The 16,267-nt window shown below is 70.9% G+C and carries 14 protein-coding genes; 5 read left to right on the top strand and 9 right to left on the bottom strand.

The annotated features are described in order from the left end of the window. The first annotated feature begins 2 nt into the window (after window positions 1-2). From msrB to AMK26_RS36985, 4 genes are all read left to right on the top strand, one after another. Entirely contained in the window at window positions 3-410 is a 408-nt protein-coding gene (gene msrB, locus AMK26_RS15280) for a peptide-methionine (R)-S-oxide reductase MsrB (protein ID WP_073755165.1), read from the top strand. Window positions 411-989: 579 nt separating this feature from the next. Continuing rightward, window positions 990-1,970: a TIGR03557 family F420-dependent LLM class oxidoreductase gene (locus AMK26_RS15275; protein ID WP_073755164.1), complete on the top strand. Its 981-nt coding sequence runs from the start codon at window positions 990-992 to the stop codon at window positions 1,968-1,970. Window positions 1,971-2,016: 46 nt separating this feature from the next. Next, entirely contained in the window at window positions 2,017-2,211 is a 195-nt protein-coding gene (locus tag AMK26_RS15270) for a hypothetical protein (protein ID WP_073755163.1), read from the top strand. A 306-nt stretch (window positions 2,212-2,517) separates the two neighbouring features. After that, on the top strand, window positions 2,518-2,661 hold the full coding sequence (locus AMK26_RS36985; protein WP_158071119.1) for a hypothetical protein: 144 nt from the start codon (window positions 2,518-2,520) through the stop codon (window positions 2,659-2,661). 111 nt (window positions 2,662-2,772) lie between these two features. Here the strand turns inward: AMK26_RS36985 and AMK26_RS15265 are convergent, their stop codons facing one another. The 3 genes from AMK26_RS15265 to AMK26_RS15255 all read right to left on the bottom strand — a co-directional run bounded on the left by AMK26_RS15265 (window position 2,773) and on the right by AMK26_RS15255 (window position 10,407). Further along, on the bottom strand, window positions 2,773-7,653 hold the full coding sequence (locus tag AMK26_RS15265; RefSeq protein WP_073755162.1) for a DNA repair ATPase: 4,881 nt from the start codon (window positions 7,651-7,653) through the stop codon (window positions 2,773-2,775). Window positions 7,654-7,736: 83 nt separating this feature from the next. Beyond that, entirely contained in the window at window positions 7,737-9,752 is a 2,016-nt protein-coding gene (locus tag AMK26_RS15260) for an SPFH domain-containing protein (protein WP_073755161.1), read from the bottom strand. A 49-nt stretch (window positions 9,753-9,801) separates the two neighbouring features. After that, window positions 9,802-10,407, bottom strand: a complete 606-nt coding sequence (locus AMK26_RS15255) for a hypothetical protein (protein WP_073755160.1) — start codon at window positions 10,405-10,407, stop codon at window positions 9,802-9,804. Window positions 10,408-10,646: 239 nt separating this feature from the next. Here AMK26_RS15255 and AMK26_RS15250 point away from each other — a divergent pair, with 239 nt between their 5' ends. Beyond that, window positions 10,647-10,886, top strand: coding sequence for a hypothetical protein (locus AMK26_RS15250; RefSeq protein ID WP_073755159.1), 240 nt, complete (start codon window positions 10,647-10,649; stop codon window positions 10,884-10,886). 17 nt (window positions 10,887-10,903) lie between these two features. Here the strand turns inward: AMK26_RS15250 and AMK26_RS15245 are convergent, their stop codons facing one another. From AMK26_RS15245 to AMK26_RS15220, 6 genes are all read right to left on the bottom strand, one after another. Beyond that, window positions 10,904-11,365, bottom strand: coding sequence for a hypothetical protein (locus tag AMK26_RS15245; protein WP_241837905.1), 462 nt, complete (start codon window positions 11,363-11,365; stop codon window positions 10,904-10,906). A 100-nt stretch (window positions 11,366-11,465) separates the two neighbouring features. Next, window positions 11,466-12,389, bottom strand: coding sequence for a phosphorothioated DNA-binding restriction endonuclease (locus tag AMK26_RS15240; RefSeq protein ID WP_443333161.1), 924 nt, complete (start codon window positions 12,387-12,389; stop codon window positions 11,466-11,468). Next, entirely contained in the window at window positions 12,376-13,191 is an 816-nt protein-coding gene (locus AMK26_RS15235) for a hypothetical protein (RefSeq protein ID WP_073755157.1), read from the bottom strand. The genes AMK26_RS15240 and AMK26_RS15235 overlap by 14 nt, the downstream gene beginning before the upstream one ends. A 225-nt stretch (window positions 13,192-13,416) precedes the next feature. Beyond that, window positions 13,417-13,770 carry a hypothetical protein gene (locus tag AMK26_RS15230; protein ID WP_073755156.1) on the bottom strand — a complete coding sequence of 118 codons (354 nt, stop codon included), beginning with the start codon at window positions 13,768-13,770 and terminating at the stop codon, window positions 13,417-13,419. Next, the gene (gene ctaD / locus AMK26_RS15225; RefSeq protein ID WP_073755155.1) at window positions 13,770-15,497 is read right to left on the bottom strand and encodes an aa3-type cytochrome oxidase subunit I; all 1,728 of its coding nucleotides are present in this window, start codon (window positions 15,495-15,497) and stop codon (window positions 13,770-13,772) included. The genes AMK26_RS15230 and ctaD overlap by 1 nt, the downstream gene beginning before the upstream one ends. A 302-nt stretch (window positions 15,498-15,799) precedes the next feature. After that, window positions 15,800-16,267 carry an SPW repeat domain-containing protein gene (locus AMK26_RS15220; RefSeq protein ID WP_079277595.1) on the bottom strand — a complete coding sequence of 156 codons (468 nt, stop codon included), beginning with the start codon at window positions 16,265-16,267 and terminating at the stop codon, window positions 15,800-15,802.

Genomic DNA, 16,267 nt, shown 5'->3' with positions numbered 1-16,267 from the left:
AGATGGCGTACGAGGTCGAGAAGCCGGACGAGCAGTGGCGTGCGGAGCTGTCCCCGGAGGAGTACCACGTCCTCCGTGAGGCCGGCACCGAGCGCCCCTTCACCGGTGAGTACACCGACACCAAGACGGAGGGCGTCTACTCCTGCCGCGCCTGCGGCGCCGAGCTGTTCACCTCCACCACGAAGTTCGCGTCCCACTGCGGCTGGCCGTCCTTCTACGATCCGAAGGACACCGACGCCGTCGAACTGATCCAGGACCGCTCCCACGGCATGGTGCGCACCGAGGTCCGCTGCGCCCGCTGCGGCTCGCACCTCGGGCACGTCTTCGAGGGCGAGGGCTACCCGACGCCGACGGACCAGCGCTACTGCATCAACTCGGTCTCGCTGCGGCTGATCCCGGACGGGGACTGATCGTTTCCCTCGCCCGAGTCAGCGTCGGCAGCACGCGCTGCTCCACCTCACTCTTCTCGCGATGCCTCGGCAGCGATCACGAGCGGACACGGAAGGGCTGCTCGCTGATCAGACGCTGAGCGCGATCAGCTGACCGGCCAGTACCGGACCGAGGGCCCTGTCCGAGGTTCGTGCCGAGGGCGGCTACGCCGAGGTCGCGGCCTGCGGCGGCCGAGGCTGTCGGAGGCACGCCCGGCGAGCGGCATGGCCACCACGGTGCCCGGCATCGAGGCGACGGTGAGCAGCGGAAACAGCCGGGTGGCCTCGGTGATGTCGAGGACCGGCGTGATGTAGCTCGCTCCGCGTCATGAACAGGCCGAAGGTGGTCGACACGGTGTAACCGAAGGTCAGCAGGATCCGTGAGAACCACACCCACCGGAAGTCGCGGTGGCGCAGCGGCACGAAGAACCCGCGGAAGAACGCGCCCCTACGCCCGCCGCCGGGTGCGGGAGCCCATGTCCGACCGGTTTGGCTCCGTTATGCGGATCGTCGTTCCGGGTACCTCTGCGCGGACCGAAGGTCGATGCAGAGGAGAACATGATGCAGATTGGCTACAAGCTGGCCGCAGAGGCCTTCGAGCCGGCTGAACTGGTGCGTCAGGCGGTTCTGGCCGAGGAGGCGGGGTTCGACTTCATCGAGATCAGCGACCACTTCCACCCGTGGCTCGACAACCAGGGGCACTCCCCGTTCGCCTGGACCGTCCTGGGCAGTATCGCGGCGAAAACCTCCCGTATCGGCCTGGCGACCGGCGTGACCTGCCCCACGGTGCGCTACCACCCGGCCGTCATCGCTCAGGCGGCCGCGACTCTGGCCTTGGTGTCGGACGGCCGTTTCGTGCTCGGCCTGGGGTCCGGGGAGCGTCTCAATGAGCACGTCGTGGGCCGCGGTTTCCCTGATGCCGTCAGCACGCGGCACGAAATGCTCAGGGAAGCAGTGGAGATCATCCGGCTGCTGTGGCAAGGCGGATATCGCTCGTACGAGGGCAAGCACCTGCGCCTGGAGGACGCCCGGGTGTTCGACCTGCCCGAGGAACTTCCCCTCATCGCCGTTGCCGCGAGCGGCAAGGCATCGGCCCGTATCGCCGCGGAGCTGGGCGACGGCCTGTTCGCCACCGAGGACAAGCTGGAAATCGTGCAGCAGTACCGTGCGGCCGGCGGCAGTGGGCCCCGCTACGCGGAGGTGCCCATGGCCTGGGCCCAAGACGAACGCACGGCCGCGAAGGCCGCCCTGGAGACATCACGCTGGGCCGTGACCGGATGGAAGGTGATGAGCGAACTGCCCAATCCGGTGAACTTCGACGCGGCCACCACGACTGTGCGCGAGGAGGACATCCTCGAGAAGTTCGCATGCGGTACCGAACCGGACCGGTACATCGAGGTGGCGCAGCAGTTCGTCGACGCGGGCTTCGACCGGCTCGTCATGCAGAACGCCGGGCCCGACCCCGACGGGTTCATCGACTTCTACCGGCGCGAGCTCGACCGTCGCGTGCGACAACTGACGCCAAACGGCACAGCGGGCTGACACCACGGGATACTCGAGTCGGACGGGTCGGGCTGGAGCGCATCGGGTGCGAGACGGCTCTGAGATCACCGACTGGCGCCGCATCGGTACCGTGCTGGGCCACGCCGCCCCCACGCCGGAGAAGAAGCCCGACGCGGTGGACGCCTGGGGCGAGCTGGCCGCGGCCAAGCACGGCAGCGCGGTGATCTCGGCCAGAGACCCGAAGGACGTCGCGGCGTACCCTCGGTCTCACCGCGGCTGATCCCCGATGAAGGCTGAGGAAACGCGGAAGCATCGTCTAGCCTGTTGCCGTTCCGTCGGTGCCCATTCCGGGGTCCGGCGCTGTGCTTCGAGGTGGTGACGTACCTCCCAGGCCAAGTAGCCGCTCGTTCTGAGGCGCTCTTTCCGGTTGTCCGCCACGGCGGGCTTCTGACGTATGCCTCGACGGCGGTGCTCCCGATGGCCTGGGCTCGTCGCACCCTGCTTTCCCCTGTCGCGCTGTGGGCGTACGGGGCATGCCCAGGCCTGCCCCTGCCCTTTCCTCCGTACGCGAACAGGAATCCCCTTCGTGTCAACCGACACCCATGCCCACGGTCGTCCACGCCCCACAAGGGCCGGCCGTGCTGCCACCATCACCCTGGTCGTGGTGCTGGTCGCCGAGCTGATGAATGCGCTCGACGGTTCCATCGTCCACACCGCACTGCCACCGTGACCAGCGCCTTCGCAGGCAGCATCTGGTACGTCATCGCCGCCCTGGCCGTGATGTGGGCGCTGATGTTCCGGCTGCCCCGACCGACCTCGCCCCGCTGACGCGGTCCGCCCGTCACGGCGGCGGCTCGCTGCCGCCGCGGCTGCTTCCGGACGACGGCTGAACGGCTCGGGGGCCGGCCGGGTGGTGGGCGGCGGGGCGGCTGAGCAGGTGGCGGGGGTCCGCGGCGCGGGTGATCGCGGTCTCGACGGCCGCCACCCGGTCGGCCAGCAGGCCCAGCGCGGCCACCGCCCGGCCGAGGCTGTCGTCGCCGGGCCCGCCGAGGGCCTGGGCGCGGACGTACGCCGAGGTGACGGCCGCCCATCGGGCGTGCTGCTCCGCGGTGAGCGTGCCGCGCAGGGCGGCGAGCTTGAGCAGGTTGGCCTCGGCACCGGTGGTGAGGGTCTGGGCCTCGGCCGTGTAGTGGTCGTCGATCACGGCACCCAGTTCGGCCGCGTTCATGGCGGGGGAGACCCGGGCGGCGATCTTGTTCATGGTGCGGTACGAGCCCTGGAGCCGGAACGGTGGCTCCGTGCGGTCGGCGTCCGACTGGGCGGCGGAGGCGATGTACGCCTCGTTGACTGCGAGGACCGTCTCCCGGGCGGCGAGCAGGTGGCGCAGCACCGCGAGGATCCGGTCGAGCTCGGCGGGCGCGTAGGGGTGGCCGAGCCGGTCGCGGCGGGCGGTGGGGTCCCCGGCGGCGAGGCGCAGCAGCAGGTCCAGGTCGGCACGGTCCCGACCGGCCAGCGGCGCGAGGACCGGGTTCGAGGTGAGGGCGTTGTCGATGAAGCTCAGCGCGAAGGCGTCCTCCTTGCCGGTCAGGACGTCACCGAGGTTCCATACGTCGGCGCGGTTGGCGAGCATGTCGGGGATGCGGAAGCGCTGCCCGGACCCGGTGTAGGGGTTCCCGGCCATGCAGACGGCGAAGCGCTTGCCGCGCAGGTCGTGGCCGCCCAGGGTGCGGGTGGCGTCGCACAGGGGCACGAACCTCTGGAGCAGTTCGGGCGAGGTGTGCTGGATGTCGTCCAGGTACAGCAGCACGTTGTTGCCGGCCGCCAGTGCGAAGTCGATCTTCTCCAGCTCGCGGCGGGCGGTGGCGTCGGGCGCCTCCGCCGGGTCGAGGGACGTGACGCCGTGCCCCAGCGCCGGTCCGTCGACCTTCACCAACAGCAGGCCCAGGCGGTCGGCGACGTACTCCATGAGCGTCGTCTTGCCGTAGCCGGGCGGTGAGACGAGGAGCAGCAGACCGCCGGTGTCGGTCCGCTTGGCGTCGCCGGCGGCTCCGATCTGCCGGGCGAGGCTGTCGCCGATGAGCGGCAGGTAGACCTCGTCGACGAGGCGGCCCCGTACGAAGGAGGACATGACGCGCGGACGGTACTCGTCCAGGCGCAGCCGTCGCCGCTCGGCGGCCACGAGGGCGGCCCGGCGCCGCTGGTACGCGCGGAAGCCGGGCACCACCCGGCGGGCGAAGTCACCCGTCCTGGCCAGGAATTCGTCGAGCCGCAGCGTCAAGGTGCCCCGCTCGATACGCGGGTGCGTGCCCAGCAGGCCCTCCACCCGGGCGGCGACCGCGCCGTCGACCTCGTAGCGGTCCACGTCCGGGCACACCTCGATCGCCACGGCCTCGGCCACATCGCCGGCGTCGGCGTCGTCGCCGCAGGAGGCGGCGTACGAGACCAGCCAGCCCTCCACCAGCCGCCGCGCGCCGGCCACGTCCCCGTCGGCGAGCCGGGCACGTACGTCCTCGGCGTACGGCGACGAGCCCACCGCCCGGCGGAACTTCTCCAGCAGCGTGCGGGCCGCCGGGCCGGTCGCGAAGGACTCCCCGGTCGCCAGCTCCTCCACCAGGTACTCGGCCGCGGAACCACTCAGTGCCCCGGCGTCGGCCAGCTCGCCCCGCAGCGCGTCCAGCGCCGGTGCCGTCCCGAAGGTCTCCCTGGCCCGCACCAGCGACACGGCCTCGCGCGCCCACGCCGCACGCCGGCCGGGTGTCGTCCCGTGCGCCCAGAACAGCTGGGCCGCCGCACGGTCCGCGGCCGGGTGGCGCAGCAGCCCCGCCCGCTCGTACAGCTCCAGCGCCACGGCGAGAACGGCAGCCGCGTCGTGGTCGTGGACGCCGCGCTCGTACCCCTCGTCGTACGACGCCTCGGCGGCCCGCCGGGCGAGGCCGGGAAGGTCCGCCCCGGCGAGGGCTGCCGCGCCGTGCTCGGCCAGGAGCCGCGCGGCGAGGTGTTCGGCACGGTAGACGTCGGCGTTCTCGGACGGCAGGAGCTGGTCCCAGTAGGGGCGGGTGTCCGCGAAGCCGGGGTCGGTGACGGGGCGCCGGTAGTCCGTGCCGGTGAGCGCGAACGCCATCCCCCCGTCGGCGTCCGGTACGAGCGTGAGCTCCGGGTGCCGGGTGTTGACGGCGAACCGGTGCGCGCCCAGCCGGATCGTGTCACCGCCGTCCGCGTACAGCTCGGTACGGTCCCGCAGGGCCCGCCCGGCCTCCTGGCAGGCGGCCTTCAGCCGGCCCTCCAACTCCTCCGCCCGTACCTGGTCGCCGAGTTCGCGCAGTTCACCGGTGGTACGGCGGACCTTGGCGACCATCGGGTCGGAGGTGAAGTACGTGGTGACCTCGTCGGCGCTGTCCAGGCCGGCCGCCCGGCGGGCGATCGTCTCCAGGACCCGTCCGGCCGAGGCGGCGAGCCGCTCGGCGCGCCGGGCCCGGGCGTCCTGGAGCGTCTGCTTGCGGCCGGCGAAGGCGTCCTGGACCTCGGCGCGCTTGTCGGCGATTTCCGTGAGGAAGCCGTCGTGGTCGGCGAACCGCGACTCCAGGTTGTCCAGCTGGAGCAGCAGCCGCGCGAGTTGCGCGTCACAGGCCTCCGGGGTGTCGGCCGCCGCCAGCGCTCCGGTGACGGACTGGGCGAGGAGCGCGAACTCGGCCGCGAACTCCGCCCGCCCCTCCTGGTCGAGCAGCTCCCGCCGCCGGGCGGCGAGGATCGCGCGGACCCGGTTCAGGCCGCCCAGCACCTCGGAGATCCGCTCCAGGATGGTGGTGCGTACGGTCGCGTCGCCGACGTCCAGTCCGGTGACCACCTCGGTCAGGGCCTGGAGGCCGAGGACCTGTGCGTCCAGCCTCTCGGTGACCGTCGCGGCTTCGGCGGTCGTGGCGATCGCCCCGGCGTCGGTGGTGAGCCGCTCCACCTGCTCGTGCTGGGTGGTGAAGGCGTCGTCGCGCCGGAGGAAGTCGACCGCCCGCCGAGCGGTGGAGGCGATGTGGGTCCCGGCCTCCTCGGCGAGCGCGTCGACGGCATCCGTGTCCGCGTACCCCATCTCCTTCACGGTCACCAGACGGCCCCGGGCCCGGCGCAGTTCGGTGATGCGCTCGATCCACTCCTCGGCGGTGACCGGTGCCTCACCACGGATCCGCCGCACCAGCCGCCGCAGGTCCTCCGCGGCCTCGGCCAGGGCCTGTGCGGCCTGGGCGGACAGGGCCTGTACGGTCTCGAACTCGCTCAGCACCTGCTCGGCGGCGGCCCGTACCTCCTCCAGCGGGGTGCGCAGATCGCCCGTCTCCGCGTCACCCAGCCAGGGGAAGCGGTCGGCCGTGCGGGTGCAGGCGGCGACCAGCGCGGCGTACATCTCGCCGGTGGCGGTGGTCTCGGCGACCTGGCGGGCGATGCCCAGGCAGTCGGAGATGCCGCGGACGAGGTCGGCGTTGCCGATGCGGGCGAGCGGCCCGTCCCCCTGCGGGACGGCCCCGGAGACGTACGGCGTCCGCCACAGCCGCACCGGGTGCACGCGCGCGGGCTCGTCGGACTCCGCGTCGCGCAGCGCCGCGAGCGTGCCGTCGTCGAGGAGCGCGTAGCCCCGGCACGTGATCGGGGCGGCGACCTCCTTGCGGATGAGGTTGTACGAGAGGAGGAGCGTGCGGCCCGCCGCGCCGGCGTGGAACGCGTACAGCACGTCCTCGCCGTTGGGCGAGCGGACGGCCCGCTCGAACGCCATGCCGGAGGTGTCGGCGTCGAAGGTCTTCACGGTGCCGCTGGCCAGGCAGTGGCCGCCGGGGAAGACGATGCCCTGGTCGTCGGGCAGGCGGCGGCAGGACAGCCCGATGCCGTCCAGCCGGACCACCGACTTGGTGAGGGTGTGGAAGACCAGGTGACGCCAGGTCTCCTCCTTGTAGGGCCGCACCCGCAGCAGGACGAGGACGCCGACGACCGCGTACGCCACCTCCGCGTCCGCCGGCGACTGCAGGGGCTCGTCGACCGGCTCGCTGAAGACGCCCTCGCCGGTCTCCGTGTCGTTCTCCGTCTTGACGGTGAGCATGCCGCCCACCGTCGACACGAAGACCGTACCGCCGGCGACGGCGATGTGCGGGTGGCGCCCGAGGACGTGGTCGTCCCGGGTCGTCTCCGTCCAGTGGACGTCGTACGGCGCGGGGAGGACGTGGTCGCGCTCGCCGTGGGCGTCGAGGAACCGCACGTCGCCGGACGGGGCGAGGGACCAGCGCAGGACACGGATGTCCTCGGCCCGGGCCCCTGTCCGGAACACGGCCAGCAGCTTGCCGTCCACGTGGCGCAGCCGCAGCAGCCGCGCCCCCTGGAAGTAGCGGTGCAGCGCGGCGAACTCGCTGACGAACGCGGGGTCGTCGAGCAGTCCGGGCACCGCGTCGTCCCTCAGACGGTTCAGGTCACGGTCGTACAGCGCGAAGACGTCATCGGCCGACGGCGCTTCGTATCCGACGAGCAGGACATCACCGACCGCGACGATGTCGCGGGCGAGGAGGTCCCGTTCCGTGCGGAGGTGGTCGGTGGCGGCGAGGGTGAGCCCGGTGGCGCCGAAGGCCGCGATCCGGGCGGTGTTGAGGGCCTCGGTACGGCGGGCCAGCTCGCCGGCCCGGGCATCGAGCCGGTCGCGCAGCACCTCGTACGTACCGGCGTCCAGGCCGCTTCCCGTCCCGGTCCCTGTCACTGTGCAACTCCCTCACGTATGTGGTGAATTCCGGAGCCGCCGCCCCCCGCGCGGCAGCTCCGGAAACTTTTGGGACCGTTCGGTCAGCTCGTCGCGGCGACGCCGTTGAGCCCCGCCGGCTCGGCCACCGGCATGTCGGCCAGGCCCAGCTGCCGCGCCTTGCCGATCAGCTCGTCCAGCTGCCCGGACCCCTCCGGCATGAGCTTCATCAGCAGGGCGGACACGGTCAGGTTCTGTACGTCGGCGGTGGACACCGAGCCCAGCACCTTCGTCAGGTCCTCCGTGAAGGAGGCCGAGCCGTCCAGCCACGGTCCGGCCAGCGCCTGAGCGGTCTGCGAGTGCTGGACGAAGCCGTCGAGGCCCTTGCCGAGCGACATCGCCCCGACGATCCGGTCGAAGAAGGCGGACTCCCCGCCGACGATGGTGATGTCGGCGCTCTCCAGCCCGGTGGCCAGCACCGTCGCCTGCGCCTCGGCGACCTGCCGCTGGACGTCCAGGCCGGCCAGCCGGATGTCCTTCTCCGCCTCCAGGCGCAGCCGGAACTCCTCGTGGGTACGGGAAGCCTCGTCCAGCGCGGCCATGGCCGCCGCCTTCTCGGTGAGCCCCGCCGCCTCGGCCCTGAACTTCTCGCGGGTACCGACCGCTTCGGCGCGCAGCCGCGCCTCTGCCGCCTCAGCCTCCGCACGGCCGGCCTTCTCGATGGCGTCGGCCTCCTTCTCCCGTACCTGGACGGCGGCCAGGCCCTCGGCCGCCGCTTCCGCCTGGACGCCCTCGGCGAGCCGGACCTTCGCCAGCGCGTCCATGTCGGCGGCCTTGTGGCGCGCCTCCGCCAGGGTCAGCTCCTCCGCCGCCCGGTGGACCGCGGCCTGCTCGGCGGCCTCGGCGGCCTTGATGTCCTTGACCAGCCGCTCCTGCGCCTCCGCCTCGGCGGCGATGACCACGGCCTGCCGCTTGCGCTCGGCCTCCTCGACGGTGCGGAGCTTCTTGATGGACTCCTCCTGCTCGGCGACCGTACGGTCCACCGCGACGCGCTCGCGGATGACCTCGGCGATCTCGCGGCGCTCGGCCTCGACCTCCTTCTCGGCGGAGATGCGGGTCAGTTCCGTCTCCCGGTCGCGGGCGATGACTTCGAGGAGGCGGTCCTTCTCGATGCGCTCGTTCTCGATGGCGATGACCCGCTCGCGGTTCTTCTGCGCGACGGCGACCTCGCGGGCCTGGTTCTCCCGCTGGATGCCCAGCTGTTCCTCGGTCCTGAGGAAGGCGCTCTGCGCGCGCAGCCGCTCCTCCTCGACCACCCGGGCGGTCTCGGCCTCCTCCCGGGCCCGTACGGTGTCGATCTCCCGCTTCTGCTTGATCTCGGCGTCGGCCTGGCGGCGCTCCAGCTCCAGGATGGATTCCCGGGCGTCGACGTTCTGCCGGGTGATCTCCTTCTCCTCCGTGCGCCGGAACTCGTTGGTGCGCACGTGCTCGACGGCCGTCAGCTCGGTGATCTTCCGGATGCCCTGCGCGTCGAGGATGTTGGAGGCGTCCAGCTGCGCGAGCGGCGTCTGCTCCAGGTAATCGATGGCCGCGTCCTCCAGGCTGTAGCCGTTCAGATCGGTGCCGATGACCTGGATGATCCGGTCGCGGAACTCATCGCGCTTGGTGTAGAGGTCGGTGAAGTCGAGCTGCTTGCCGACCGTCTTCAGCGCCTCGGAGAACTTGGCGTTGAACAGCTCCTGCAAGGTGGCCTGGTCGCTGGCGCGGGCCGTGCCGATGGCCTGGGCGACCTTGATGACGTCCTCGACGGTCTTGTTGACCCGTACGAAGAACGAGATGCGGATGTCCGCGCGGATGTTGTCGCGGCAGATCAGGCCGTCCCGGCCGGTGCGGGAGATGTCGATGGTCTTCACCGAGATGTCCATGACCTCGGCCTTGTGCAGAACCGGGAGGACGACCTGCCCGGTGAAGGTGACGTCCACCTTCCGCATCTTCGACACGATCAGCGCCTTGCCCTGTTCCACCTTGCGGAACAGCCGGCTGATCACGAACAGCATGGCGACGGCGATGAGCAGGACCACGGCGATGAGCACGCCGAGACCTGCGGTGATGGCATCCATGAGCGATCCCCGGATCGAAGAGTGGGAGCGAAGTGGGAGGAGCGGCGGGTCAGCCGCGGGGGTCGAGCGCCTTGTCGAAGGGCGCGACCCAGAAGAACTCGCCGGCGTCGTCGTACGCGTACAGCAGTCCGGTGCTGCCGAGTTCCAGCCGGCTGCCGTCGTTCTGGCGGACCTGTACGACGGCGGTGGAACCGTCCCGGGCGGCGACCTCCGCCTGGCCGAACTCCGCGTCGACCCGCCCGGTGCGGATCGTGCAGGTCAGGCCGACGAACTCCTGCCGGGACGGCCCGGGTTCATCGGGGAAGAGCTTGGCCAGCGGGCGTACGACCACGCGCGTCAGCCACCAGGAGCCGAGCAGCGAGGCGAACGGCAAGGCAGCGCCCAGCAGAGCGAGCAGGGAGCCGGGCCATCCCGTACCGGTGAGGAGGACGGATCCGGAGAGGCTGAAGAACCAGGACAGGACGGCCAGCAGGGAGATGGACACCGAGACGGGGACACCACCCAGGTGCAGCGCGTCGGCGTCCAGGTCCGCGTCGAAACCGTCCGTTCCGGCCACCCCGGCCAGCACCAGCAGCCAGAAACCGATGACCACCACCAGGGCGGCGGTGAACAACACGGTGGGGAACGTGGTGGTGGCCCGCAGGAACTCGGCCATGGTGCGCCCCCTTGCGTCATCGTCGGCATGGCACGGTGGTTTCCGGGCTACGGCATCGAATCCGTGCACCGGCCCCGGCCTGGCCATGCTGGCAGGGCAACACGCCTGTTCGCATTGCCGTCCACCGGCAATCTTCACGCTTCGTTGATGCCGGTGGCGGCCCCTCGCCCCTCGCGTGCCACCCTCGGCGTCCACACGTCAAGAAGGCGACAACGGCGTATCAGGAAAGGGGAGGAGCCATGGCGGAGCCGGACACGGTCGAGCAGCATCTGACGGGGTACGCCCGGATCCTGACCGGTGCCCGCGCCAGCGGCCGGAAGCTGACGCGGGACGAGCTGGAACAACCGCGGGAACAGGGAGAGCGGGCCGCGGAGACCGGCATCGGGCTGCGTCCCACCGCGTACTTCGACACCGGCTGCGCGTTCCGGACCGCGGTCGCCGCAGCCCGGCTGCTGGACTGGCCCGCCCAGGAGCTGTGACGCGGGCTCAACGGGCGTTACAGGTCCTCGCAGATCCCGCGGGCCTCGCGCAGGTGGCTCTTCACTTCCTCATTGAAGTCGAAGACCTGGGCATGGAGGTCCTGCGACCGGCGTATTGCCTGCGCGAGCGGCTTGTACGTGGCGTCCCCCGCGGCCGCCGCTGCGGAAAGCGCCCCCGCCGCGGCATAGCGGTTGATGGCGATGTCGCCATCCGGCCCCTTCGTGACGTACTTCGACTCGTCGAACCCGTCGAGCGCCTGGCACGCGGCGCGGGCGTCCGCTGCCGGCCCGGCTCCCGCGGCAGGCGAGTCACTCTCGTCGTTCAGTGCCCAGGCGGCCCCCACACCACCGCCTCCGAGTACGAGCCCGAGCAGCAGTGCCGCGATGACCCTGCCGGTACGGCGATGTGGGGCCGGGGCGGAGGCCGGGGGAGTGCCCGGTGGGACAGGAGTGGCGCTGGGTGGTGGCTGTGATGGCATGCGGACACGGTAGTGCGCGGGGCGGATCGCTCGTGAGGGGCCCTGCACCGGGGACGACCGGCTCCCAGCCGGCAGGACGCTCGTGCGATCCCGGTGGAGGCTACGGCACGCGGGCCCCAGGGCGTTTGAAGACCTGTCGGCCGTGCCAGAGGACGAACTGCGGGTCGATGGTGGGCCGTCCGGGCCTGGGCGGTGAGGCCTGCTGCCCGTGGAGGGCGTCGACGGCCCGTCCCGACCGGCTTCGGGCGACGTACAACTGGGAGACCTGGATACGCAGATCGGGCAGGAGTCCCAGCACTCCGAGGTCGAAGAGGGTGTGGTGGAGGGAGCACAGGGCCAGTCCGTTGTCCACCTCGTCCGGGCCGTCCTGACTGTGCCAGCGCACGTGTGCGGCCTCCAGCCCCACGGGATTCCTGCCCAGTGCCCCGTCGAACCCGCAGAAGGCACAGGCGTACGCGTACGCCTGCAGCACTTCCTCCGCGAACCCGGCACGCCGTGCGCGCCGCTTGCGCCGCGCCGGCGAGTACGCCGCCTCGTCGAGGGCGGTCAGGTCCAGCCCGGCGGCGTCGCAGATGGGCGCCTCGAGCACCGCGGTGAAATGCTGCTCCAGCAGAAGGCGGGCCGCGTCCGCGAGCGTGACCGGGTCGGTGAGCAGCGTCTCCACCTCGGGGCGAAGGCGCCCGTGGGCGCCCCGGGCCCGCAGCCAGGTGCCCCGCTCGGGGGCGTCGGGGCCGATGGGGCATCCCGCCATGTCGCGCGGGTCCCACAGCTCGCGCTCCAGATGGACGAAGGGCATCGCGGCGCGCTCGCGCGCCCGGGTACGGCTCGTCACCGCAGGGCCGAAGTCGTTGATCAGCCTGCTGACGGGCTCTTCCGCTTCCTCGTACGCCACCGCGGTGCTGCCCGAGGCGGCGAACCGGCCCAGGAGCCAGAGCACGAGCAGCGGCTTGTGCGGCGCCCGCCGCCCGCCCGTCTGTGCCCGGCGCAGCGCGGACAGCGTGCTCATCAGTTCATCTCGTGTCACGGGATCTCCGACGTCTTACCACGGCCAGTCGCGTGCGGCGGCCGAGTACGGAACGGCTGTGCCGCACCGGCCGTTCCCGGATCCGCCGGCCGGCGCCGCGTACGCCCTCGGTGGTGCCCACCCGGTCGGCGTCGGCAGCCGGGGACCTCCAGCGGATCACCGTGAGGACCAGGGCGATGACGGCGCTCACGGACAAGGCGAGTCCGCCCAGGCTCGTGGCCACACCGTTCAGCCACCGCCACAGGCCTTTGGCCCAGGAGAGCGGGCCGTGGTCGCCGGGCGGCGCCGCCACGTCGACGCGCGACGTCACAGGCGGCTTCTCGACCAGCACCGTGTCGCCCTCACCCATGTACGCGGTCACGGTGAGGGCGATGCCGACCTTCCCGGCACGCTGCGCGCTCACGTCCCACACCCAGGTCGCCCGGTCGTTCCTGGACAGGACGTTCTGGCGCTCGGACGACAGCGGCGTGCACGTCACTCCCGCCCCTGAGCAGTGCAGCTTCGCCCCGATCTGCGCGCCCGCGCTCACCGGGGACTGGGTTTCACCCGGCCTGCCGGCGCGGCCCCAACTGCCCATGACCTCGACTCTGAACGGGCGCGGCTCCGCACCCGCCACAAGCCCGAGCGATCTCGCGTCCGTGTGGATGAGCCGGCCCGTGAAGAGCTGCCGGCGGGCCTGGCCGATCTCCTCGGCGTAGGTCTCCTGGCTACGGGGTTCGTCGCTGCTGCGGCTGAGAAACACCAGCCCGGAGGCGAGGGCGATCACGACCGCGAGGACCGTCCACGGGAAGCAACCGAGCACACTCGGGCCCCCTAGGGGACGGTACTGTCCCCAGCGGGATACGACCATGGTCCCTCGCCCCCGTCGAACGCTGCCGAACCTGCCGGACCCAGTCTCCCGCAGATCCACCACGGTGGCCCAACCGCTTTGCCTGACAGGGCTGTTCCGGTGCGCTCGCCGTGCACGGACACGTCGTGGCGGCCCTCGCCTCCTTCACGGGCGTGGCCCCCCGTCACCACGGGCGCTTCACCGGAAGGCGAGCCAGGCGCCCGCGTACAGGCAGGCCGAGGTCGCCAGGGCGGCGACGCTCAGGCAGACCAGCCGTTGGCGGAGGGACTCGTACCGGGCCGTGTACTGCTCCTGCAGTTCGACGCAGCGGTCGGCGATCGCGCGCAGGACCTTCTGGGAAAGCTCGATCCGGTCCTGGGCGTAGAGGTGCGCCACCTCTTCGTGCTGGGCTCGGGTCAGCCAGGGCATGCGGCTGGCGAAAGCCTCACCTTCGATGCGGGCCCTGCGCAGCTCCGCCTGGCAGAGCAGGTAGCCCTCGATGCGGTTGATCCCGGCCGCGGTCTCCCGCTCGGTGGGAAAGGGTGCCTCCATCAGGTGTCGTCCCTGCCTCCGGGCATCGGGGCCGCACCCTTGCCCGGTTCGACGACGTCCCGGCGGCCGGCGCTCACGGCCTGGTCGTAGGCGCTGATCGCCGGGTGGTGCAGGTCGAAGGCGGGGGACTCGGAGCGGATCTGCGGCATTTCGAGGAAGTTGTGCCGTGGCGGCGGGCACGACGTGGCCCACTCGAGGGAGCGCCCGTAGCCCCACGGATCGTCGACGTCGATCCGCTTCCCGACCTTGGCGGTCTTCCAGACGTTGTAGAGGAACGGCAGTGTGGAAAGGCCGAGGAGGAACGAGCCGATCGACGACAGGGTGTTGAGCGCGGTGAATCCGTCGGCCTCGAGGTAGTCGGCGTACCGGCGCGGCATGCCTTCCGCGCCCAGCCAGTGCTGGACGAGGAAGGTCAGGTGGAATCCGGCGAACAGGGTCCAGAAGTGGATTTTGCCGAGGCGTTCGTCGAGCATGGTGCCGGTCATCTTGGGCCACCAGAAGTGGAATCCGGCGAACATCGCGAAGACGATCGTCCCGAACAGGACGTAGTGGAAGTGGGCGATCACGAAGTAGGTGTCACTGACGTGGAAATCCAGCGGTGGTGAGCCCAGGATGACACCGGTCAGCCCGCCGAAGAGGAAGGTGACGAGGAATCCGACCGCCCACAGCATCGGTGTTTCGAAGGTGATGGAGCCCTTCCACATGGTGCCGATCCAGTTGAAGAACTTCACACCGGTCGGTACGGCGATCAGGAAGGTCATGAAGGCGAAGAACGGCAGCAGGACGCCGCCCGTGACGAACATGTGGTGCGCCCATACCGTCACCGACAGGCCGGTGATGGCGATGGTCGCGCCCACCAGCCCGATGTAGCCGAAGAGCGGTTTACGGGAGAAGACGGGGAGGATCTCGGTCACCACGCCGAAGAACGGCAGCGCCAGGATGTACACCTCGGGATGGCCGAAGAACCAGAAGAGGTGCTGCCACAGCAGCGCCCCGCCGTTCTCCGGCGCGAACACCTGGGCCCCGAAGCGGCGGTCGGCCTCCAGTACGAGGAGCGCCGCGGCGAGGACCGGGAACGCGAGGAGCACCAGCACCGAGGTCAGCAGCACGTTCCAGGTGAAGACGGGCATGCGGAACATCGTCATGCCGGGCGCGCGCATACAGACGATCGTGGTCATGAAGTTCACCGCGCCCAGGATGGTGCCGAAGCCGGAGAGGGCCAGCCCCATGATCCACATGTCCCCGCCGACATAGGGCGTACGCTCACCGCCGCTGAGAGGCGTGTAGGCCGTCCAGCCGAAGTCGGCGGTGCCCTGGGGCGTCAGCAGGCCGCCCATGACGATGAGGCCGCCGAAGAGGAACAGCCAGTACGAGAGCATGTTCAGCCGTGGGAAAGCGACATCCGGTGAGCCGATCTGCAGCGGCATGATCGCGTTGGCGAACCCGGCGAAAGTCGGGGTGGCGAACAGCAGCAGCATGATCGTGCCGTGCAGCGTGAACGTCTGGTTGTACTGCTCGTTCGAAATCAGCTGAATTCCCGGCCGGGCCAGCTCCGCCCGGAGCATCAGGGCCAGCAGGCCGCCGAAGAGGAAGAACGCGAACGACGTGATCAGGTACAGGTGCCCGATTTTCTTGTGGTCCGTCGTGGTCATCCAGGAAACCGCCACGCTTCCCCAGCTTCGACCCGGCTGGGGAACGAGGGTGGACGGCTCAGTCGATGTGACCATACGAATCCCCAGGAATGCGGCGTGCGAGCAGGGCGCGGAAGGACGCGGAAGGACGCGCGGCGATACCGATCGCGCGACCCTCCCAAACGCTACGGACAACGCCGGGAGGTGGCTCGGCGACTCGGCCGTTTCGCTGGAGGAGTTTGCTTTGTGACCGGCGGTGGGGGGCCGGACGGGTGAGGGAGGGCGCGGCAGAGCGCGTCAATGCGCGGCAAGTCTCTTCAGCATTCAGATGCCGGCGCCGCCGAGGACGCCCACCCGGCCCCCGCGACGGACCGGTCTTCGCCGCGGGCCGCCGCCGGTCAGCGCTCCGGCTGCCGCTCTCCCGCGTTCTCCGTACGCCGTGTCGCGCGGTACAGCAGCAGTGAGGCGACCGCCAGCACCACCAGGACGCTGCCCGCGGCCACGTCGAAGACGTGCGCCCCGTCGGTGAAGACCTCCGTGTTCCGCAGCCCCAGGAGCCACGGTGAGGCGACCAGCCAGCCGCCCGCGGCCAGGACCGTGAGGTCGGACCACGCCCCGAGATGCCACTTGAACCGTGCCATGGCCAGGAACAGCACCAGCATCCCCACCCCCAGCTCGTTGCGGTGGGCGTCCTTCGCCGAGGTGGGATAACCCACCACCCACGGTGCGACGAACAGCGCGACCGCCGTCAGCGCCATGAGCAGGCTGATGAGCTCGTCGCGCTGCCCGTCCCTGAGTACCCGCCGCACCTCGGGCGCCATGGACGTACGCCTGTGCGATCCCGCTACCGCTTTGCCGACCATCAT

Origin of the sequence: Streptomyces sp. CB03234 (assembly GCF_001905885.1) — a bacterium.
In the GTDB taxonomy this organism is placed as follows: Bacteria; Actinomycetota; Actinomycetes; order Streptomycetales; family Streptomycetaceae; genus Streptomyces.
Note: the sequence above shows the minus strand (reverse complement) of the source record. Positions and strands in the feature narration are given on the sequence as shown.

What these genes read in the sequence shown, in the direction of transcription:
- msrB (WP_073755165.1), top strand. Translation starts at nt 3, where the DNA reads ATGGCGTACGAGGTCGAGAAGCCGGACGAGCAGTGGCGTGCGGAGCTG.
- AMK26_RS15275 (WP_073755164.1), top strand. Translation starts at nt 990, where the DNA reads ATGCAGATTGGCTACAAGCTGGCCGCAGAGGCCTTCGAGCCGGCTGAA.
- AMK26_RS15260 (WP_073755161.1), bottom strand. Translation starts at nt 9,752, where the DNA reads ATGGATGCCATCACCGCAGGTCTCGGCGTGCTCATCGCCGTGGTCCTG.
- AMK26_RS15255 (WP_073755160.1), bottom strand. Translation starts at nt 10,407, where the DNA reads ATGGCCGAGTTCCTGCGGGCCACCACCACGTTCCCCACCGTGTTGTTC.
- AMK26_RS15250 (WP_073755159.1), top strand. Translation starts at nt 10,647, where the DNA reads ATGGCGGAGCCGGACACGGTCGAGCAGCATCTGACGGGGTACGCCCGG.
- AMK26_RS15245 (WP_241837905.1), bottom strand. Translation starts at nt 11,365, where the DNA reads ATGCCATCACAGCCACCACCCAGCGCCACTCCTGTCCCACCGGGCACT.
- AMK26_RS15230 (WP_073755156.1), bottom strand. Translation starts at nt 13,770, where the DNA reads ATGGAGGCACCCTTTCCCACCGAGCGGGAGACCGCGGCCGGGATCAAC.
- ctaD (WP_073755155.1), bottom strand. Translation starts at nt 15,497, where the DNA reads ATGGTCACATCGACTGAGCCGTCCACCCTCGTTCCCCAGCCGGGTCGA.
- AMK26_RS15220 (WP_079277595.1), bottom strand. Translation starts at nt 16,267, where the DNA reads ATGATGGTCGGCAAAGCGGTAGCGGGATCGCACAGGCGTACGTCCATG.